Genomic DNA, 16,789 nt, shown 5'->3' with positions numbered 1-16,789 from the left:
CAAGCCCCAGCCACGTACACAGACCTACGACAACAGGAGACAGGCCGTGACCAAGCAAGTGGAGTTCTTCTTCGATTTTGGCAGCCCGTATTCGTACCTGGCATGGAAAGAGTTGCCGCGCGTTGCGCAACGCACCGGCGCCACCATCGTCTGGCGTCCCATCCTGCTTGGCGGCGTGTTCAAGGCCACCGGCAACCACAGCCCGGCCGAGGTGCCTGCCAAGGCCGGCTGGCTGCATGGCGACACGGCGCGCTGGGCCAGGCGCTATGGCGTGCCGTTCCGGCAGAACCCGCATTTCCCCGTGAATACGCTGATGCTGATGCGCGGGGCCACCGGCTACCTGCGCCATGACGAAGCGACCTTCCTGCGTTATGCCGACGCCATGTTCAACGCGATGTGGGAGCACGGCCGCAACCTGAACCATCCGGCCGAGATCGGCGCGGTGCTGACGGCCGCCGGCTTCGACCCGCAGGCCGCACTGGCGCTGGTGGATGACCCGGAGGTCAAGCAGGCGCTCAAGCGCGACACCGAGCACGCGGTCACGCGCGGCGTGTTCGGTGCGCCCAGCTTTATCGTCGGCGACGAGCTGTTCTGGGGCAACGACCGGCTGTTGTTCGTGGAGGAAGCGCTGGCACAGGGCTAGCCCGCACCGCGCGCCAGCAGCGCCGGCACGGAAGTAGCCAGCAGAGCCACGCCGGAGCCAGTCAGCAGCGCCAGCACGATCTTGCGGAAGGTGGCCTCGCTGATGCCGAGGTAAAGCCGCGTGCCCAGCAGCGTCGGCACCAGCATCGCGGGCGCCACCACCAGGAACATCGGCAGCATCTCGCGCGTGACGATGCCCTTGCCGACATAGGTGGCCATGGTCATGGCCAGCGTGGCAAGGTTGAAGTTCTGGATCACGGCGCGCTGCTCATCCTTGTCGAAGCCGCGCAGCGTGCACCACAGCGTCGGGATCACGCCGGTAAAGCCGCCGATGCCGCCCATCACGCCGCCGGCCGCGCCGGCGACGCCGTCCGCCACGCGCCCGCCCACGCCGATATGCGGCAATTGGCGCGCCATCAGCATCACCGGACACCACAGTGTCAGGAAGCCGCCGAGCACGGCCTTGAACCACTGCGCATCGAGCATCGGCAGGATCGCCACGCCCAGCGGAATGCCCGCCAGGCCGCCGGCCACGAACGGCCAGAGGCGCCGCCACGACAGGCCGCGCCGCACCGATGCGGCGGCCAGCAACTGGCCGGTCAACGCCCCGAACACCGTCATCGCCGCGGCCAGCCGCGGCTCGATCGCCCACGCCCAGAACGACATCGCCACCATGCCGAAGGCGAAGCCAGACAAGCCCTGGACAAAACCGGCGACGGCGGCGCCGGCAATGACGATCAGCAAGGTGGAATCGAGTGGCACAGTGAGGGGGATGAACGGTACAGGGCGGATAACTATGCACTTTCCCCGCGGCGTTGTCAGCTTTCCGTCCTGTTGCAACGCGCAAATCTGATACGGTGTTTTTCCGCTAAGTTGATGCTGTTTCGACGGCCGCTCCTCCGCTACGATCATGTCGCATGAGCAACGGCCTGCGCGGCGAAACACGGGTGGCGCGGCCCCCGCGGGTGCGGCGATATGTCGCCCGGCCGCCGTCGGATGGGACGCTGCCCTTTGCGACGCGCGCGGCGTACACTACGCTTACCGCACGCGCCTACGCCCCCGCGCCCCCGGCGCGCCCTGTCACGTGTCGAACCCGCCCGGCCCCTGCCGGTGCAGTCCGCACGCGTCCAAGGCATGCGCCAGGCCAGCGCCACGGAGAACACGACATGTTTGGTTTGACCGCGCTAGACCTCGCCCGCATCCAGTTTGGCTTCACCATTTCCTTTCACATTGTCTTTCCCGCGATCACCATCGGCCTGGCCGCCTACCTGGCGGTGCTCGAAGGCTGCTGGCTGCGCACGCAGCGCCCGCTGTACCGCGACCTGTACCACTTCTGGTCCAAGATCTTCGCCGTCAACTTCGGCATGGGGGTGGTATCCGGCCTGGTCATGGCCTACCAGTTTGGCACCAACTGGAGCTTCTTCTCCGAGTTTGCGGGCAGCATCACCGGGCCGCTGCTGACCTATGAAGTGCTGACTGCCTTCTTCCTGGAAGCCGGCTTCCTGGGCGTGATGCTGTTCGGCTGGAACCGGGTCGGGCCGGGGCTGCATTTCTTTGCCACGGTGATGGTGGCGCTGGGCACGCTGATCTCGGCCACGTGGATCCTGGCCTCGAACAGCTGGATGCAGACGCCGGCGGGCTTCGAGATCATCAACGGCCGCGTGGTGCCGACCGACTGGTTCAAGGTCATTTTCAATCCGTCGTTCCCCTACCGCCTGGTGCACATGAGCGTGGCGGCGTTCCTGGCCACGGCGCTGTTTGTCGGCGCCTCCGCCGCCTGGCACCTGCTGCGCGGGCGCGACAATCCCGCCATCCGCAAGATGCTATCGATGGCGATGTGGATGCTGCTGATCGTGGCGCCGATCCAGGCGGTGATCGGCGACCTGCACGGCCTGAATACGCTCAAGCACCAGCCCGCCAAGATCGCCGCCCTGGAGGGCCATTGGGAGAACAAGGGCAACGAGGCCCTGCCGCTGCTGCTGTTCGGCTGGCCCGACATGGCGCGCGAGGAGACCCGCTTTGCGGTCGAGGTGCCGCACCTGGGCAGCTTGATCCTGACCCACAGCTGGGACGGGCAGATCCAGGGGCTGAAGGAGTTCCCGCCGCAGGACCGGCCCAATTCCACCATCCTGTTCTGGTCGTTCCGCGTGATGGTGGGCCTGGGGCTGCTGATGATCCTGCTAGGGCTCTGGAGCCTGCTGTTGCGGCGCCGGGACCGGATGTACCGCGTCCGACCCTTCCTGCATATGGCATTGTGGATGGGGCCGGCCGGCTTGATCGCCATCCTGGCCGGCTGGTACACCACCGAGATCGGCCGCCAGCCGTGGGTGGTGTACGGGCTGCAGCGCACCGCGGACGCGGTGTCGCCGCACGGCGTGCCGGAGCTGGCGACAACGCTGGCGATCTTCGTGGTCGCGTACTTCTTTGTGTTCGGCGTAGGCATCGCCTACATGATGCGGCTGGTGCGCAAGGGCCCGGCCATGGAAGAGCCCAAGCCACACGGCGGCCCGGGCCGCGAGCACACGCCGGCGCGGCCATTATCGGCGGTGGACGACAATGAAGTGCTCGCCCCCACCACCATTGCACGCACGCGGAGCTGACACCATGGGCATCGATCTCTCGCTTCTCTGGATCGTCATCATCTTCTTCGGCGTGATGATGTACGTGGTGATGGACGGCTTCGACCTCGGCATCGGCATGCTGTACCCGTTCGTGCCGGACCGGCATGACCGCGACGTGATGATGAATACGGTGGCGCCGGTCTGGGACGGCAACGAGACCTGGCTGGTGCTGGGCGGCGCCGGGCTGCTGGCCGCGTTCCCGCTGGCGTATTCGGTGGTGCTGAGCGCGCTCTACCTGCCGCTGATGCTGATGCTGCTGGGCCTGATCTTCCGCGGCGTGGCGTTCGAATTCCGCTTCAAGGCCAACGACCGCGAGCGCCCGGTATGGGACGCCGCCTTCATCCTCGGGTCGGCCACGGCCACGTTCTTCCAGGGCGTGGCGCTGGGCGCCTATATCAACGGCATCAAGCTGGAAGGCCATCGCTTTGCCGGCGGCCCGCTGGACTGGCTGGCGCCGTTCCCGCTGTTCTGCGGCGTGGGCCTGATCGTCGCCTACACGGTGCTGGGCAGCACCTGGCTGATCATGAAGACCGAGGGCGACCTGCAGCATCGCATGATCAAGCTGACCGGCACGCTGGCATGGCTGCTGCTGGCGGTGATCGCCGTGATCAGCCTGTGGACGCCGCTGACACACCCGGAGATTGCCGAGCGCTGGTTCAGCCTGCCCAACCTGTTCTGGTTCTCGCCGGTGCCGATCCTGGTGGCGCTGTGCATGTTCATGCTGATGCGCGCGCTGCGGCACGAGCCCGATCTCTCGCCCTTCATGTATGCGTTGGGGCTGGTGTTCCTGGGCTACAGCGGGCTGGCGATCAGCGTCTGGCCCAATATCATCCCGCCCGGGATCTCGATCTGGGAGGCCGCGGGGCCACCGCAAAGCCAGGGCTTTGCACTGGTGGGGGCGCTGTTCATCGTCCCCTTCATCCTGATGTACACGGTGTGGGCCTATTACGTGTTCCGCGGCAAGGTCCGCCACGGCGAGGGCTATCACTGATGAACGCGCCGCACATGGAAACCGGCACCCGCTCCGGCACCTGGCTGCGCCGCGTCGGCTGGCTGGTGCTGATCTGGGCCGCCAGCGTGGCGGCACTGGGCGTGGCCGCGTGGCTGCTGCGGCTGATCATGCGGGGGGTGGGGTTCCACAGCTGACGCCCCGCTGCGAGCCGCTTCAGAGCTGTACCGAAGCCTCGCCGATGCCATCGAACGCCACCTTCACCAGGTCGCCCGCGGATGCATCCAGGATGCCGACCCAGGTACCGGTAGTGACCACCGTGCCGGCCTCGACACGTACCCCATCGCGCGTGGCATGGCGCAGCCAGGCAACCAGTCCATAGGCCGGGTCACCGAGCGCATGGGTGCCGCAGCGCTCGATCGTTTGCGCGCCAATCTGCACGCGGCAAGCCTGGGCGGACCAGTCGCGCGGGGCATAATCCCGCCACGCTCCCAGCACCAGCGCCCCATGGGCCTGCAGGTCAGCCAGCTTCAGCAGCGCGGGCGCGGCCACATACTGCTGCCAGCGGGAGTCCACGACTTCGATCGACACCGCCATCGCCTCGACCAGCGCAGCCGCGCCGGCGTAGTCAAGGCTTGCGGCTTGCTCGGCGTCCACGCCCTGCCCCAGCCGCAGCGCAATCTCCGCTTCGATGCCGCGCCACGTGAAGGGCCAGTCGCCGGCCTGCGCGGGACTGGTCCAGACCCCGGCCGATGGCAACCGCGCATGGGTCAGCGTGGCCTCGCGCGAAGGGCCGCCGGATTTCCAGTACGCGGCGCCCGGCGCTTGCCAGCCCAGCGAATGCGCGACGATGGCTTGCACGGCATAAGCCTGTTCGGCGCTCTCGAGCGCGGTGGCAAACGACTGCGCATCGGCGCAACGGTGGTCGCGCCTTGCGCTCAGCAGGGCCTGGGCGACCTGATCGATCTGGGTGGATGTCATGCCTTGTGTCATTCCTTGTGAAAGTTTGGGTCATGGCCTGGCAAGCCGCGCCCGGCACGCACCACGCTGCCGGGCGCCGCTTGGCTCAGGAAGCGCTGGCGTTGGCGGCCTCGCCACCGACCGCGCGCTGGCCGTCATCGTCCCCGTCCGCCTCGCCCATGGCGCGGCCGAAGGTTTCCGGGGCAAACTGCACCGCCAGTGCAAACACGCCGTACATGGCCGCCAGCATGCTGAACATGCCGCCGACGCCGTAGGTTTCGAACACGCGCCCGCTGACCAGCGGCGTCAGCGCCCCTGCCAGCGTGCCAAGCGCCAGGATCAGCGAGGTGCCGAACGCGCGCACGTGGGTAGGATACTGTTCCGGCGCGAAGATCCAGATCGAGGTATTCAGCAACACCACGCAGAAGGTAAAGGCCGCGCCGAACAGCAGCACCAGCGCAACGTTATACGTCAGGAAGCCGAAGCACAGCCCTGCCGCGCACGCCAGGGCCGCACCGACGGTCAGCACCCGCTTGCGCGGAATGTGATAGCCGCAATACGACGCCGCCAGCGCGCCGAACAGGCTGCCGCTCTGCATCACCATGGTGAAGAGAAAACTCTTGGAGATGGTATAGCCCTGCGACATCAGGATGGTCGGCATCAGTGTAAGCACCGAGATCTGCGCGCCGTAGGTCATCGACACCGCAATGCCCAGCGCGATGGTGCGGCGCCCCAGCCGGCCCTTGAAGATATCGCTCAGCCGCACCTTGGTGCGGGGCGCTTCGTCCTGCAGCGCCGCCTTGATATAAGGCGTTGGCTCGCCGTCGAGCTTGCCCAGCCGGCCCGATGCCAGCACCGACAGCACCCGGTTGGCCTCGTCCACGCGGCCCTTGGACAGCAGGAAGCGCGGCGTCTCCGGGATAAAGCGCCGGTAGAACACCACGAAGAACGCCGGCAGCACCAGGCAGCCAAACAGCCAGCGCCAGGCGTCCGGCCCCGGGAACATGGCGAAGACCGCGAGGCCGAAGGCGGGCGCCAGCATGTTGCCAAACCCGCCGCTACCGACGCTGACCAGGCCCACGGCGGTGCCGCGGAAGCGGGTCGAGCACAGTTCGGCCAGCATCGTCACGGCGATCGAGATTTCCCCGCCCAGCCCGATGCCGACGATAAAGCGGCCCGCCGCCAGCACGCCGTAGTTCGGCGCCAGCGCGCAGATGACGGCGCCCAGCGTGAACAGCAGCAGGTTGGCGCTCAGCATGGTGCGCCTGCCGTAGCGGTCGGCGATATAGCCGGAGCCGATGCGCCCCAGTGCGGCGGCACTGAACGTCAGCGTGTTGAGAAAGCCGATCTGCGCCACCGAGATCCCCCACTGCTCGCGCAACATCGGGCCGATCAGGCCGACGGCGTTCTGCTCGAATACATCGAACATCACGCCCAGCATGATCATGAAGATGATCTTCTTGTGCGAGGCCGTCACCCCGATGCCATCCATGGCACGGTCCAGCTCATGCTGCTGCGGCGAATTCGCCGATTGAACCACGGTTTCTGCGCCCATCTTTGTCTCCTCCTCGGGTCGAGGTTGTCGCGGTGCGGCCGCGACCTTGTCGCCGCCAGCGAGCGAGCGGGCGGCATTTGTAGAGCAGCGATAAAACGTCGGTCCGGTGCGCGCCTATTCCAGCGCAGGCGTCGAATGCGGCGGCCGGCGCGCGCGCAAGGCTTGCTCGGCCGCAAAGGCCAGGCGGATCAGCACGGGTTCCGTAAAGGGCAGGCCAAACAACTCCAGCCCGACCGGCACGCCCTGCGGTGCATTGCGCTCCGGCGCCGAGAATCCGGCCGGGATGACGATGGCCGGGAAGCCGCTGGCCGATGCGAGCACACCGTTGCGCTCGGCCTGGGTCTCGCCGATCGGCACCACCAGGCGCCGCTGGTGCGGAAACGCCAGCGCATCGAGACCATGCCGCGCCATCAGGTCCTGCAGCCAATGGCGCAACGCCTGCTGGCGCTGCAGGCGCTCGCGGTATTCGTGGTCTTTTCCGCTGAGCGCGGCCGCGGTGGCCAGCGTGCCGGCCACGCTGGGATGCACGGTGCCCGCGGCGATGATGTCCTGCATGGATCGCACGCGCACGCCCGGTGCCAGCCGCGCCAGGTAGGCGTCGAGATCGCGCTCCATCTCGTAGTGGTGCACGAGCGTGGAGGCGAGCAGCTCGTCCGGGCTGATCGCGTCTTCGATGTCGACCAGTTCGGCGCCTTGCGCAGCGATGACCGCCAGCGCCTGCTCCATCACCGCGTTGACGGGACGGTGCACATCCTGGCGGCCGAAGAAGTGGCGCAGCACGCCGATGCGCGCGCCGCTGAGCCCGTCACGGTCGAGGCTGGCGGCATAGCTCGCGGGAATGTGGGGCACCCCTTGGCTGGTGACCGGGTCCGCCGGGTCATGGCCGGCGATCACGTCGAGCAGCAGCGCCGTATCGGCGACCGTGCGCGTGATCGGGCCGATGGTGTCCTGCGCCAGCCCGCAAGGGATCAGCCCCGCGCGGCTGACCAGCCCCATGGTGGGCCGCAGGCCGACCAGGCTGTTTGCCGAGGCCGGCGAGCGGATCGAATTGATGCCGTCGGTGCCGATGCCAAGCACGCCGAAGCTGGCTGCGATGCCTACCGCGGTGCCGCCGCTGGAACCGCCGGGCGTACGGGCCAGGTCATAGGGATTCAGGGTCTGCCCGCCCAGGGTGCTGACGGTCTCGCCGCCAGAGGCCAGTTCGTGCAGGTTGGTCTTGGCCAGCACGATGGCGCCGGCCGCGCGCAGGCGGCGGATGACGAAGGCGTCGTCGTTGGACAGGTTGCCGCGCAGGCATTCGGCGCCCGCCGTGGTGGCCATGCCGGCGCATTCGATGTTGTCCTTGACCAGCACCGGGATGCCGTGCAGCGGCGCCAGCGATGGATGGTGCGCCGCCATGGCGTCGATTCGGGCGGCCTGTTCCAGCGCCTGCGGGGCGATCTGCAGGATGCTGCGCAGCGCAGGGCCACGCTGGTCATAGGCGGCGATGCGGTCGAGGCAGGCGCCGGTCAGCTGGCGCGCCGTCAGCGTGCCGTCGCGCATCGCGGCATGTGCACCGGCAACCGTGGCTTCCACGACATTGAACGGCGCGTGCTGGCCAGGCTTGTCCGGCACCGGTTCATAGGAGGTTTTCATGAGAAGGTCCATGCGCCGGCAAGGGCGCGAAGGTTTGGCGAAGGAATGGGGAAGCGGGGCTGCGGCGCCGCGCCCGCGCCCCCTTTTGTCCCGCTAGCGGTTGACCAGCCGCGCAGGGATGGTCCAGATGCAGAAGGCGCCCAGCATCAGCATCCCCGCGATCATGTAGTAAGCGCTGTTGCCGCTCTGGGTCATGTCGCGCAGATAGCCGATCATGTAGCCGCTGGTAAAGCCGGCAAGATTGCCGATCGAGTTGCTCATGGCGATCGCCGTGGCCGCCGCCGCGCCGCTCAGGAATGCCGTCGGCAGGGACCAGAACAGCGGCGTGCAGGTCAGGATGCCGGCCGCGGCGAGCGATAGGAAAACCAGCGACAGCGCGGTGTTGTGCATGACCCAGGGCAGCGCCAGGAAGCCGATCGCGCCCATCATGCAGGGGATGATCAGGTGCCAGCGCCGCTCGCGATGCTTGTCGGCACTACGCCCGAAGCAGTACATCGCGACAATGGCGGCCATGTACGGAATCGCGCTCAGCAGGCCGATATGGAACGGGTCGCTGACGCCGGTCGACTTGATGAACGTCGGGAGCCAGAGCGTGATGCCGTACTGGCCCGTGACATAGCAGAAGCAGATCAGGCTGATCAGCCACACGCGTGGATCGGTAAACACCTTGCCGACGCGCGCCTGCGGGTCCGCCGCCTTGACGTCCTCCGCCTTGGCTTGCTCAAGCACCTGCTTCTCGTCGCTGGTCAGCCACCGTGCCTTCGCAATCGAGTTGTCCAGGTAATAGAAGCAGAAGCAACCTAGCAGCACCGCCGGCACCGCCTCGACGATGAACATCCACTGCCAGCCGCCCCAGCCCCCTACCCCGGCCATGCTGCCCATCAGGTAGCCGGACAGCGGGTTGCCGATGATGCCGGACAGCGGCGAACCCATGCAGTAGATCGCCATGATCTTGGCGCGCCGGTGCGACGGGTACCAGCACGACAGGTAGTACACGATGCCAGGCGTGAAGCCGGCCTCGGCCAGGCCCAGCAGGAACCGCAGCGTGTAGAACTGGGTTGGCGTCTGCACGAAGGCAAAGCACGCGGAGAGTATCCCCCAGGTGATCATGATCCGGCCGATCCATACCTTGGCGCCGAACTTGTGCAAAGCCAGGTTGCTCGGCACCTCGAACAGGAAGTAACCGATGAAGAAGATCCCGGCACCCAACCCGTACACGGTTTCGCTGAAGCCCAGTTGCTGCGACATCTGGAGCTTGGCAAAACCTACGTTGACACGATCGAGATAGGCGATCAGGAAGCAGACCATCAGGAATGGCACCAGCCTCCAGCTCACCTTGCGATAGGTCGCATCCTCGAACGTCCTGATCTTTGTTCCCGCCTGCAGGGTCGTATCCACAGCGTCTCCTCTGTATTTTTGTCAGGTACGGCAGTGCTGCGCTGATCCGTTGCGATCAGTCCGGCCAGGGCGGCGTATACGCCCGCCCCGGCCCCGGGTGAAACAGGGCTGCGTCAGGCGGCAGCCTTGAGCGACAGCGGCACAGTATGCGCGGCGAGATAGTCCATGGCGGCAACGGTGCCGCTTGCGGCAACCGGCACGCCAGAGATCTTCAGTCCCATCTCGCAGCCGGCCAGCGTGGCCATCAGCGTGAGGTCGTTGCAGTCGCCCAGATGGCCGATACGGAACATGCGCCCCTTGACCTTGCCCAGGCCGGCGCCCAGCGACATGTTGAAGCGCTCATAGATATGCCGGCGGACCACGTCCGCATCGACGCCCTCGGGCATCATCACGCCGGTCAGCACCGGGCTGTAGACCGCGGGATCGGCGCACTGGATCTCCAGGCCCCAGGCATTGACGGCGCGGCGGCACGCTTCGGCCAGGCGCTGGTGGCGGGCAAACACGTTATCCAGTCCTTCCTCCAGGATCATGTCGAGGGCTTCGGACAGGCCATAGAGCAGGTTCGTGCTGGGGGTATAGGGCCAGTAGCCGGTCCGGTTCATCTCGATGATCTCGTGCCAGCCCCAGAAACTGCGCGGCAGCCGGGCCGAGCGGGAAGCTTCGATGGCCTTGGGCGATACCGCATTGAAGCTGATGCCCGGCGGCAGCATCAGGCCCTTCTGCGAGCCCGACACAGTCACGTCCACACCCCACTCGTCATGGCGGTAGTCGGCAGAGGCCAGCCCGGAGATGGTGTCGACCAGCAGCAGCGCGGGGTGTCCGGCCGCGTCGATGGCGCGGCGCACCGCGGCGATATCCGAAGTCACGCCGGTCGAGGTTTCGTTGTGCACCACGCACACGGCCTTAATGGCATGCGCGGCATCGGCGCGCAGGCGGGCCTCGATCATGTCGGCCCGGACCCCGTGGCGCCAGCCCTCCACGCCCGGCAAGCCAAGGAATTCAGGCTTGACGCCCAGGCTCTCGGCCATCTTCTTCCACAGCGTGGCGAAGTGGCCGGTTTCGAACATCAGTACGGCGTCGCCGGGGCTCAGCGTGTTCGACAGCGCCGCTTCCCACGCGCCGGTGCCCGAGGCCGGATAGATCACCACCGGGTGTTCGGTCTTGAAGATCTTCTTGATCCCGTCCAGCACCTTCAGGCCCAGCTCGCCGAATTCCGGGCCGCGATGGTCGATGGTCGGGTAGCTGATGGCGCGCAGGATGCGGTCAGGGACGGGACTCGGCCCGGGGATCTGCAGGAAGTGGCGGCCAGCGGGGTGGAAGTTGAGTTTCAGCATGATCTCCCTCGATTGAGTTTTGAATGCAAAATACTCTACCAAAGGAACGTAGAAAAAACAGGTGGAATCTGATGAACTTCCGGTAGTGTTTACCCGGCCCAGGAACGGATACAGCGCAGTCTTGCGCTCTATTAAGCGTCTGCTAAAATTGAATTCAATTTCGTAATAGGCAGTTTTGAATGCAAACTGATGCCAATTCCACAGCGGCCGTCCCCGCCCGGCTTCTGCCCAAGGTCGAACGGCAACGCCTGCACGACACCGTGGTCAGCCACCTGCGCACCCTGATCGTCGAGGGCGCGCTGGCGTCCGGGCGCAAGCTCAATGAACGCGAGCTGTCCGAGACCCTGGGCATCTCGCGCACCCCGCTGCGCGAAGCCCTGAAGGTGCTGGCGGCAGAAGGCCTGATCGATATCTCGCCCAACCGCGGCGCGAGCGTGGCGCGCCTGTCCGCAACGGAAATCCGGGACACCTTCGAGCTGTTGAGCAACCTGGAAGCCTTTTCCGGCGAACTGGCCTGCGAGCGCATCACGGCCGTCGAACTGGCCGAGCTCAAGGCGCTGCACTATGCAATGCTGGCCTGCCGGGCCAACGAAGACCTGCCGGGCTACTACCGACTGAACCACCAGATCCACGACCGCATCAACCTGGCGGCCCGCAATGCGGCGCTGCGCCAGACTTACCTGTCAGTGAACCGGCGGCTGCAGGCGCTGCGCTTCCGCTCCAACTACCGCAAGCCGAAGTGGGACAGCGCCATCCACGACCATGAAGAAATGCTGGCCGCACTGGAAGCCCGCGACGGCAAGCGCATGGCCGCGATCCTGCGCCAGCACCTGCTGGACAAGCGCGACGCGGTGCTGTTGATGCAGGCGGGCGCGAGCGTCGAGGCCATCGAGGCTGGCGAGGCCAACGACACGCCGCAGGCTTAGCATGCCATCGTGTTGGTCTTCTCAAGAATCCGAATAGCCCCATCAGCATTCTTTGCCCCTCTGTCACCACGGTGACAACCCCGCTTCTTACTCTGCGAGCGCATTGCGGCAAACGCAATCCGCCAGGCGGCCCTCGCCGGCGCACAACAACGCAGATGAACAGGGGAATGAAAGATGGCAGGGAACCTTGCACCCGTCGGGCTGGCGGGGATGGCACGCGCCCGCGTGCTGGCCGGCACCGCGGTCGTCATGCTGGCCGCGACGCTGGCGGGCTGCGGCGGCGATGACAGCGCGCCGGCCGCCGTACCCAATGACGCCAACACCAGCAAGCCAGGCCCCGAGCCCGACCGCGCCAGCGGCCCGCGCGTACTGCTGGTCGGCGTGGACGGCGCCACCTACGCGCAGGTGCAAGGCGCGCTGCTGCGGCGCGAGCTGCCCAACCTCGCCAGCCTGAACCTGGTGCCGACCGCCACCGGCGGCATGCCCGGCACCATCACCGCCCAGCCGCCGCTCGACGCCCCCAGCTGGGCCACGGTACTGACCGGCGCCTGGGCCAACCGCCATGGTATCGACGACGATACCGGCAGCACCGCGCTACGGGCGCCCACCGTGTTCCAGTATCTGCGCGCGGCCGGCAAGCCAGGGCTGCAGCAAGGCGCTTCGACCAGTTCACCAACGCTGCCGGGCCTGCTCAAGACCGGGCAGGAAACGGGCATGCTCGATACGCTGGTTGATTGCGCCGGCGTGGATAGCTGTGTCACACAGAATGCCGTGCAACAGGTGCGGTCAGGCTACGGCGTGGTCTTCGCGCAGTACAGCGCACCGGCCCGGGCGGCGCAAGACAGCGGCTTCGGCAACGGCGCCTATGCCACGGCGCTCGGCGCGATGGACCAGGCGCTTGGCGAACTGCTTGCCGCCGTGGCCGCGCGCCGCCAGGCGCACCCAGGCGAAGACTGGCTGGTGATGGTCACCACCAGCCACGGACTCGATGCCACCGGCGCCACCACCACGGTGCCCACCGTGGAAAACCGCACCGCGTTCCTCGCCACCAACAAGACCCTGAATGACGCCCTGGCCAGGCCCGGCGCCGCGGCGCCGGATACGCCGGCAGACCTGTCCGCACTGCCGACCGAGGCCGATATCGTCCCCACCGTGCTGGCCCACGCCGGCGTGGCGCTCGACCCCGCGGCGATGCGGCTGGACGGCTCCGCGCTGACCGCCACCGCCGCCGGCGTGCGTGCCATCGGCGCCACCATCGGCCAGTACAACGACGCCATCACGCTGGCGTGGCAAAACCCGAGCCCCGCCTTCGGCATCACGCGCGTGCTGCGTGACGGCGTGCAGATCGCCGCGCTGGGGCCGGAGGTGCGGCAGTTCACCGACAAGGCCTTCGACATGCCCACCGGCCTGTACCAGTTCAACTACACGCTAGTGCGCAATGACGTGCCGGTGTCGTACCTGGCGCAGATCCACTATGTCAGGCCGGTCACGCTGGCGCCTTCGCTGCTCAATGGCCTGGCCACGTACTTCAGCCTCGACAGCAAGCCGTTCGCCGACGCCAAGCACACGGCCACGCTGGGCCCGTGGGCGGCAGGGATCGACGGCGGCACGCTCACTGCCGACAACTTCAGCGGCCAGTCGCTGCGGCTGGACTCGCGTATCGACAGCTACCAGCTGGCGCACAACGGTGCCGATATTGCGCAAAGCCCGCAGTTCAGCATCGGCCTGTGGTTCCGCACCGATTGCACCCAGGGCAATGGCACCGGCGCGCCCATCCTGTCGAACAAGAACTACATCTCCGGCGGCAACGCGGGCATCGCCATCGCCCTGTTCGGCAGCTGCGAGATCCGCTTCAACCTGGGCAGCGGCGGCGGCAAGCGCGACGACATCAACGGCATGAAGGTGTCGGCCAACCAGTGGGCCTACCTGGCGCTGTCGGTGGACGCGGCGGCGAAGCGCTTCAGCGCCTACGTTATCGATCCGGTGCTGGGCCTGCAGAAGACCGAGAACAAGGCGATCGCCAACACCGACGTCACCAAACTCGCCGGGCTCGGCGCCGGCTGGGGCGTGAACGACGATGCCACCCACAACTACGTCGGCAACAACCCGGGCGCGCTCAAGGGCGTGATGGGCCTGAACGACCTGGCGATGTGGACGCGCGTGCTGACGCTCGACGAGCTGAAGGCCATCACCGGCGCACGCCAGCCGCTGTCGACGCTGAACCCCTGAATCCCCGAATCCGGCGGCGCACCCGTTTCCTGAGCAAATGGGTGCCGGCCGGCCTCCCCCCTCCCCGCACCCCGATCCCCCTGCAGGAGATTGACACCATGAACTTCCGACCATCCACCCTGGCACGGCCGCACTGGCTGGCCGCCGTGCTGCTGAGCGCGGCGCTCGCCGGCTGCGGCGGCGACTCCGGCGAGAGCGCCAGCGGCGCGCCCGCCGGGGCGCCGACCGTCCCCGGCGCTCCCGGCACCGGCGGCAACCCCGGCCAGGGCACCGGCAGCGACCGGCCTGGCGAGACCCCGGCGGTCAAGCCGCAGCTGCGCTGCGCGCCCTGAACCCGGCCCGGCCCGTCTCCCCCCTCCCGCAACCATCCGGCACCGCTTCCATGAACCCCCAAAGCAGACGCAACTTCCTCAAGCTCGCCGGCGGCAGCGCCGCCGCCACCGCCGCGCTGGCGGCCTTCCCGCCGTCCATCCGCCGTGCCCTGGCGATCCCGGCCAACAACGCCACCGGCACCATCCGCGATGTCGAGCACGTGGTCATCCTGATGCAGGAGAACCGTTCGTTCGACAACTACTTCGGCACGCTGCGCGGCGTGCGCGGCTTTGGCGACCGCTTCCCGATTCCGCTGGCGGGCGGCCTGAACGTCTGGCAGCAGACCTATACCAACGGCAGCACCACCCGCACCGTGCTGCCCTACCACCTGGACAGCAGCGCCGGCAACGCGCAGCGCGTCAGCGGCACCCCGCACTCCTACCCGGATGCGCAAAACGCCTGGGACCTGGGCCGCATGAACAAGTGGCCCACCTACAAGCAGACCCAGTCGATGGGCTACTACACCGAGGCGGAGCTGGATTTCCAGACGGCGCTGGCCAATGCCTTCACCTTGTGCGACGCGTACCACTGCAGCTTCCATGGCGGCACCAACCCCAACCGACTGTTCCACTGGACCGGCACCAATGATCCCGGCGGCGACTTCGGTGGTCCGGTGATCGACAACAGCGGCGACTCCTTCACGGGCTCGAACACCCCCTATACCTGGAAGACCTACCCGGAGCGCCTGGAGAGCGCCGGCGTCAGCTGGAAGGTCTACCAGAACATGCCGGACAACTTCACCGACAATCCGCTCGCGGGTTTCAAGCAGTTTCGCGACGCCAATGCCGCGCGCGGCAACCAGGCCAACGGCAGCCCCTATCCGCCATACACCAGCGCCGACGACGCGGTCAGCCCGCTGCTCAAGGGTGTGGCCAACACCATGCCTGACGGCGGCTTCCTGCAGGCACTGCGCGACGATATCGCCGCCGGCAAGCTGCCGCAGGTGTCGTGGATCGTCGCGCCGGCCACGTACTCGGAGCACCCCGGGCCGTCCAGCCCGGTGCAGGGCGCCTGGTACACGCAGGAAGTGCTCGATGCCCTGACCGCCAATCCCGCGGTCTGGAGCAAGACCGTGCTGCTGATCAACTTCGACGAGAACGACGGCTATTTCGACCACGTGCCGCCGCCGTGCGCGCCGGCCTATGATGGCGACACGCTCGCTGGCGCCACCACGCTCGAACCGGAACAGGTCAGGCCGGAATACCACGTCGACAAGCATCCCTACGGCCCCGGCCCGCGCGTGCCGATGTACGTGGTGTCGCCGTGGAGCCGCGGCGGCTGGGTCAACTCGCAGGTGTTCGACCACACCTCGGTGCTGCGTTTCCTGGAAGCGCGCTTCGGCGTGCAGGAAACCAACATCAGCGGCTTCCGCCGCGCGGTGGCGGGCGACCTGACCTCGGCCTTTAACTTCATCAGCCCCAACACCAACCCTCTGCCCGAGCTCCCCAGCCGCGACAAGGCCACCGCCGACGCCATCCGCACCGCCCAAGGCGTGCTGCCGCAAGTGCCGCTGCCCCCGGCCGGCAGCCAGGAGATGCCGCAGCAAGACGCCGGCACGCGCCCGTCCCGCGCCCTGCCCTATGAACTGCACGTCAGCGCGCGCGAAGACGCGCGTGACCAGCGCGCGCTGTGGCTGCTGTTCAGCAACACCGGTACCGCGGCGGCCGTGTTCCACGTCTACGACCGGCTGCACCTGGACCGCGTGCCGCGCCGCTATATGGTCGAACCGGGCAAGGAACTGCATGGCAGCTGGGACGTCTTTGCCACCGACGGCGGCAAGTACGACCTGTGGGTGCTGGGCCCGAACGGCTTCCACCGCGCCTTCCGCGGCGACGTGGCGGCGGTGACGGCAGCGGGCGCCAGCGCACCGGAAATCCGGGTCTGCTATGACATCGCCAACGCGGCCGTGTACGTGGACATGATCAATACCGGCAGCGCGCCCTGCACCTTCACCGTCCAGCCCAACGCCTACCGCGCCGACGGCCCCTGGAGCTACGAGGTACCCGCCGGCATGCAGCTGCAGCAGCACTGGCCGGTGGCCCGCCAGGGCAACTGGTACGACTTCACCGTCACCACCGCGCAGGGCGGCTTTACGCGCCGCTTCGCTGGGCGCATCGAAACCGGCCAGGACGGCGTGTCCGATCCGGCGATGGGCTTGGCCGGCTGAC

The 16,789-nt window shown here is 67.4% G+C and carries 14 protein-coding genes; 8 read left to right on the top strand and 6 right to left on the bottom strand.

Annotated features, from left to right (window positions below; all coding sequences use genetic code 11):
* The first annotated feature begins 46 nt into the window (after nt 1–46).
* Entirely contained in the window at nt 47–643 is a 597-nt protein-coding gene (locus tag E5S69_RS02155) for a DsbA family protein (protein ID WP_171513363.1), read from the top strand.
* Here E5S69_RS02155 and E5S69_RS02150 read toward each other — a convergent pair.
* Nucleotides 640–1,404 carry a TSUP family transporter gene (locus E5S69_RS02150; protein WP_171513362.1) on the bottom strand — a complete coding sequence of 255 codons (765 nt, stop codon included), beginning with the start codon at nt 1,402–1,404 and terminating at the stop codon, nt 640–642. The two genes, E5S69_RS02155 and E5S69_RS02150, sit on opposite strands and share 4 nt — an antisense overlap.
* Nucleotides 1,405–1,808: 404 nt before the next feature.
* On the opposite strand from E5S69_RS02150, the gene E5S69_RS02145 reads away from it, so the two are divergent.
* Genes E5S69_RS02145 through E5S69_RS02135 form a run of 3 tightly spaced genes read left to right on the top strand, consistent with a single transcriptional unit; the run spans nt 1,809 to nt 4,409 of the window.
* Complete coding sequence (locus tag E5S69_RS02145) at nt 1,809–3,242, top strand: cytochrome ubiquinol oxidase subunit I (RefSeq protein ID WP_171513361.1); 1,434 nt, start codon at nt 1,809–1,811, stop codon at nt 3,240–3,242.
* Nucleotides 3,243–3,246: 4 nt separating this feature from the next.
* A complete protein-coding gene (gene cydB, locus E5S69_RS02140; protein WP_171513360.1) occupies nt 3,247–4,254 on the top strand; it encodes a cytochrome d ubiquinol oxidase subunit II in 1,008 nt (335 codons plus the stop codon).
* Nucleotides 4,254–4,409, top strand: coding sequence for a DUF2474 domain-containing protein (locus E5S69_RS02135; RefSeq protein ID WP_171513359.1), 156 nt, complete (start codon nt 4,254–4,256; stop codon nt 4,407–4,409). The genes cydB and E5S69_RS02135 overlap by 1 nt, the downstream gene beginning before the upstream one ends.
* A gap of 19 nt (nt 4,410–4,428) precedes the next feature.
* On the opposite strand, the gene E5S69_RS02130 is transcribed toward E5S69_RS02135, so the two are convergent.
* The 5 genes from E5S69_RS02130 to E5S69_RS02110 form a co-directional block, all read right to left on the bottom strand.
* Nucleotides 4,429–5,193 (bottom strand): fumarylacetoacetate hydrolase family protein, encoded by a 765-nt coding sequence (locus E5S69_RS02130; protein ID WP_171513358.1) that lies wholly within the window; start codon nt 5,191–5,193, stop codon nt 4,429–4,431.
* An 85-nt stretch (nt 5,194–5,278) separates the two neighbouring features.
* The gene (locus E5S69_RS02125) at nt 5,279–6,727 is read right to left on the bottom strand and encodes an MFS transporter (protein WP_171513357.1); all 1,449 of its coding nucleotides are present in this window, start codon (nt 6,725–6,727) and stop codon (nt 5,279–5,281) included.
* 114 nt (nt 6,728–6,841) lie between these two features.
* Nucleotides 6,842–8,362 carry an amidase gene (locus E5S69_RS02120; protein WP_171513356.1) on the bottom strand — a complete coding sequence of 507 codons (1,521 nt, stop codon included), beginning with the start codon at nt 8,360–8,362 and terminating at the stop codon, nt 6,842–6,844.
* A 93-nt stretch (nt 8,363–8,455) separates the two neighbouring features.
* A complete protein-coding gene (locus E5S69_RS02115) occupies nt 8,456–9,760 on the bottom strand; it encodes an MFS transporter (RefSeq protein ID WP_171513355.1) in 1,305 nt (434 codons plus the stop codon).
* A 113-nt stretch (nt 9,761–9,873) separates the two neighbouring features.
* Entirely contained in the window at nt 9,874–11,094 is a 1,221-nt protein-coding gene (locus tag E5S69_RS02110) for a pyridoxal-phosphate-dependent aminotransferase family protein (RefSeq protein ID WP_171513354.1), read from the bottom strand.
* Nucleotides 11,095–11,273: 179 nt separating this feature from the next.
* On the opposite strand from E5S69_RS02110, the gene E5S69_RS02105 reads away from it, so the two are divergent.
* From E5S69_RS02105 to E5S69_RS02090, 4 genes are all read left to right on the top strand, one after another.
* Nucleotides 11,274–12,020 (top strand): GntR family transcriptional regulator, encoded by a 747-nt coding sequence (locus E5S69_RS02105; protein ID WP_171513353.1) that lies wholly within the window; start codon nt 11,274–11,276, stop codon nt 12,018–12,020.
* 174 nt (nt 12,021–12,194) lie between these two features.
* On the top strand, nt 12,195–14,249 hold the full coding sequence (locus E5S69_RS02100) for a LamG-like jellyroll fold domain-containing protein (RefSeq protein ID WP_171513352.1): 2,055 nt from the start codon (nt 12,195–12,197) through the stop codon (nt 14,247–14,249).
* 98 nt (nt 14,250–14,347) lie between these two features.
* Nucleotides 14,348–14,581: a hypothetical protein gene (locus tag E5S69_RS02095; protein WP_171513351.1), complete on the top strand. Its 234-nt coding sequence runs from the start codon at nt 14,348–14,350 to the stop codon at nt 14,579–14,581.
* Between the two features lie 50 nt (nt 14,582–14,631).
* Nucleotides 14,632–16,788, top strand: a complete 2,157-nt coding sequence (locus tag E5S69_RS02090; protein ID WP_171513350.1) for a phosphocholine-specific phospholipase C — start codon at nt 14,632–14,634, stop codon at nt 16,786–16,788.
* Nucleotide 16,789 lies beyond the last annotated feature (1 nt).

It is taken from the genome of Cupriavidus necator (genome assembly GCF_013141915.1).
Taxonomy (GTDB): Bacteria; Pseudomonadota; Gammaproteobacteria; order Burkholderiales; family Burkholderiaceae; genus Cupriavidus; species Cupriavidus necator_B.
Note: the sequence above shows the minus strand (reverse complement) of the source record. Positions and strands in the feature narration are given on the sequence as shown.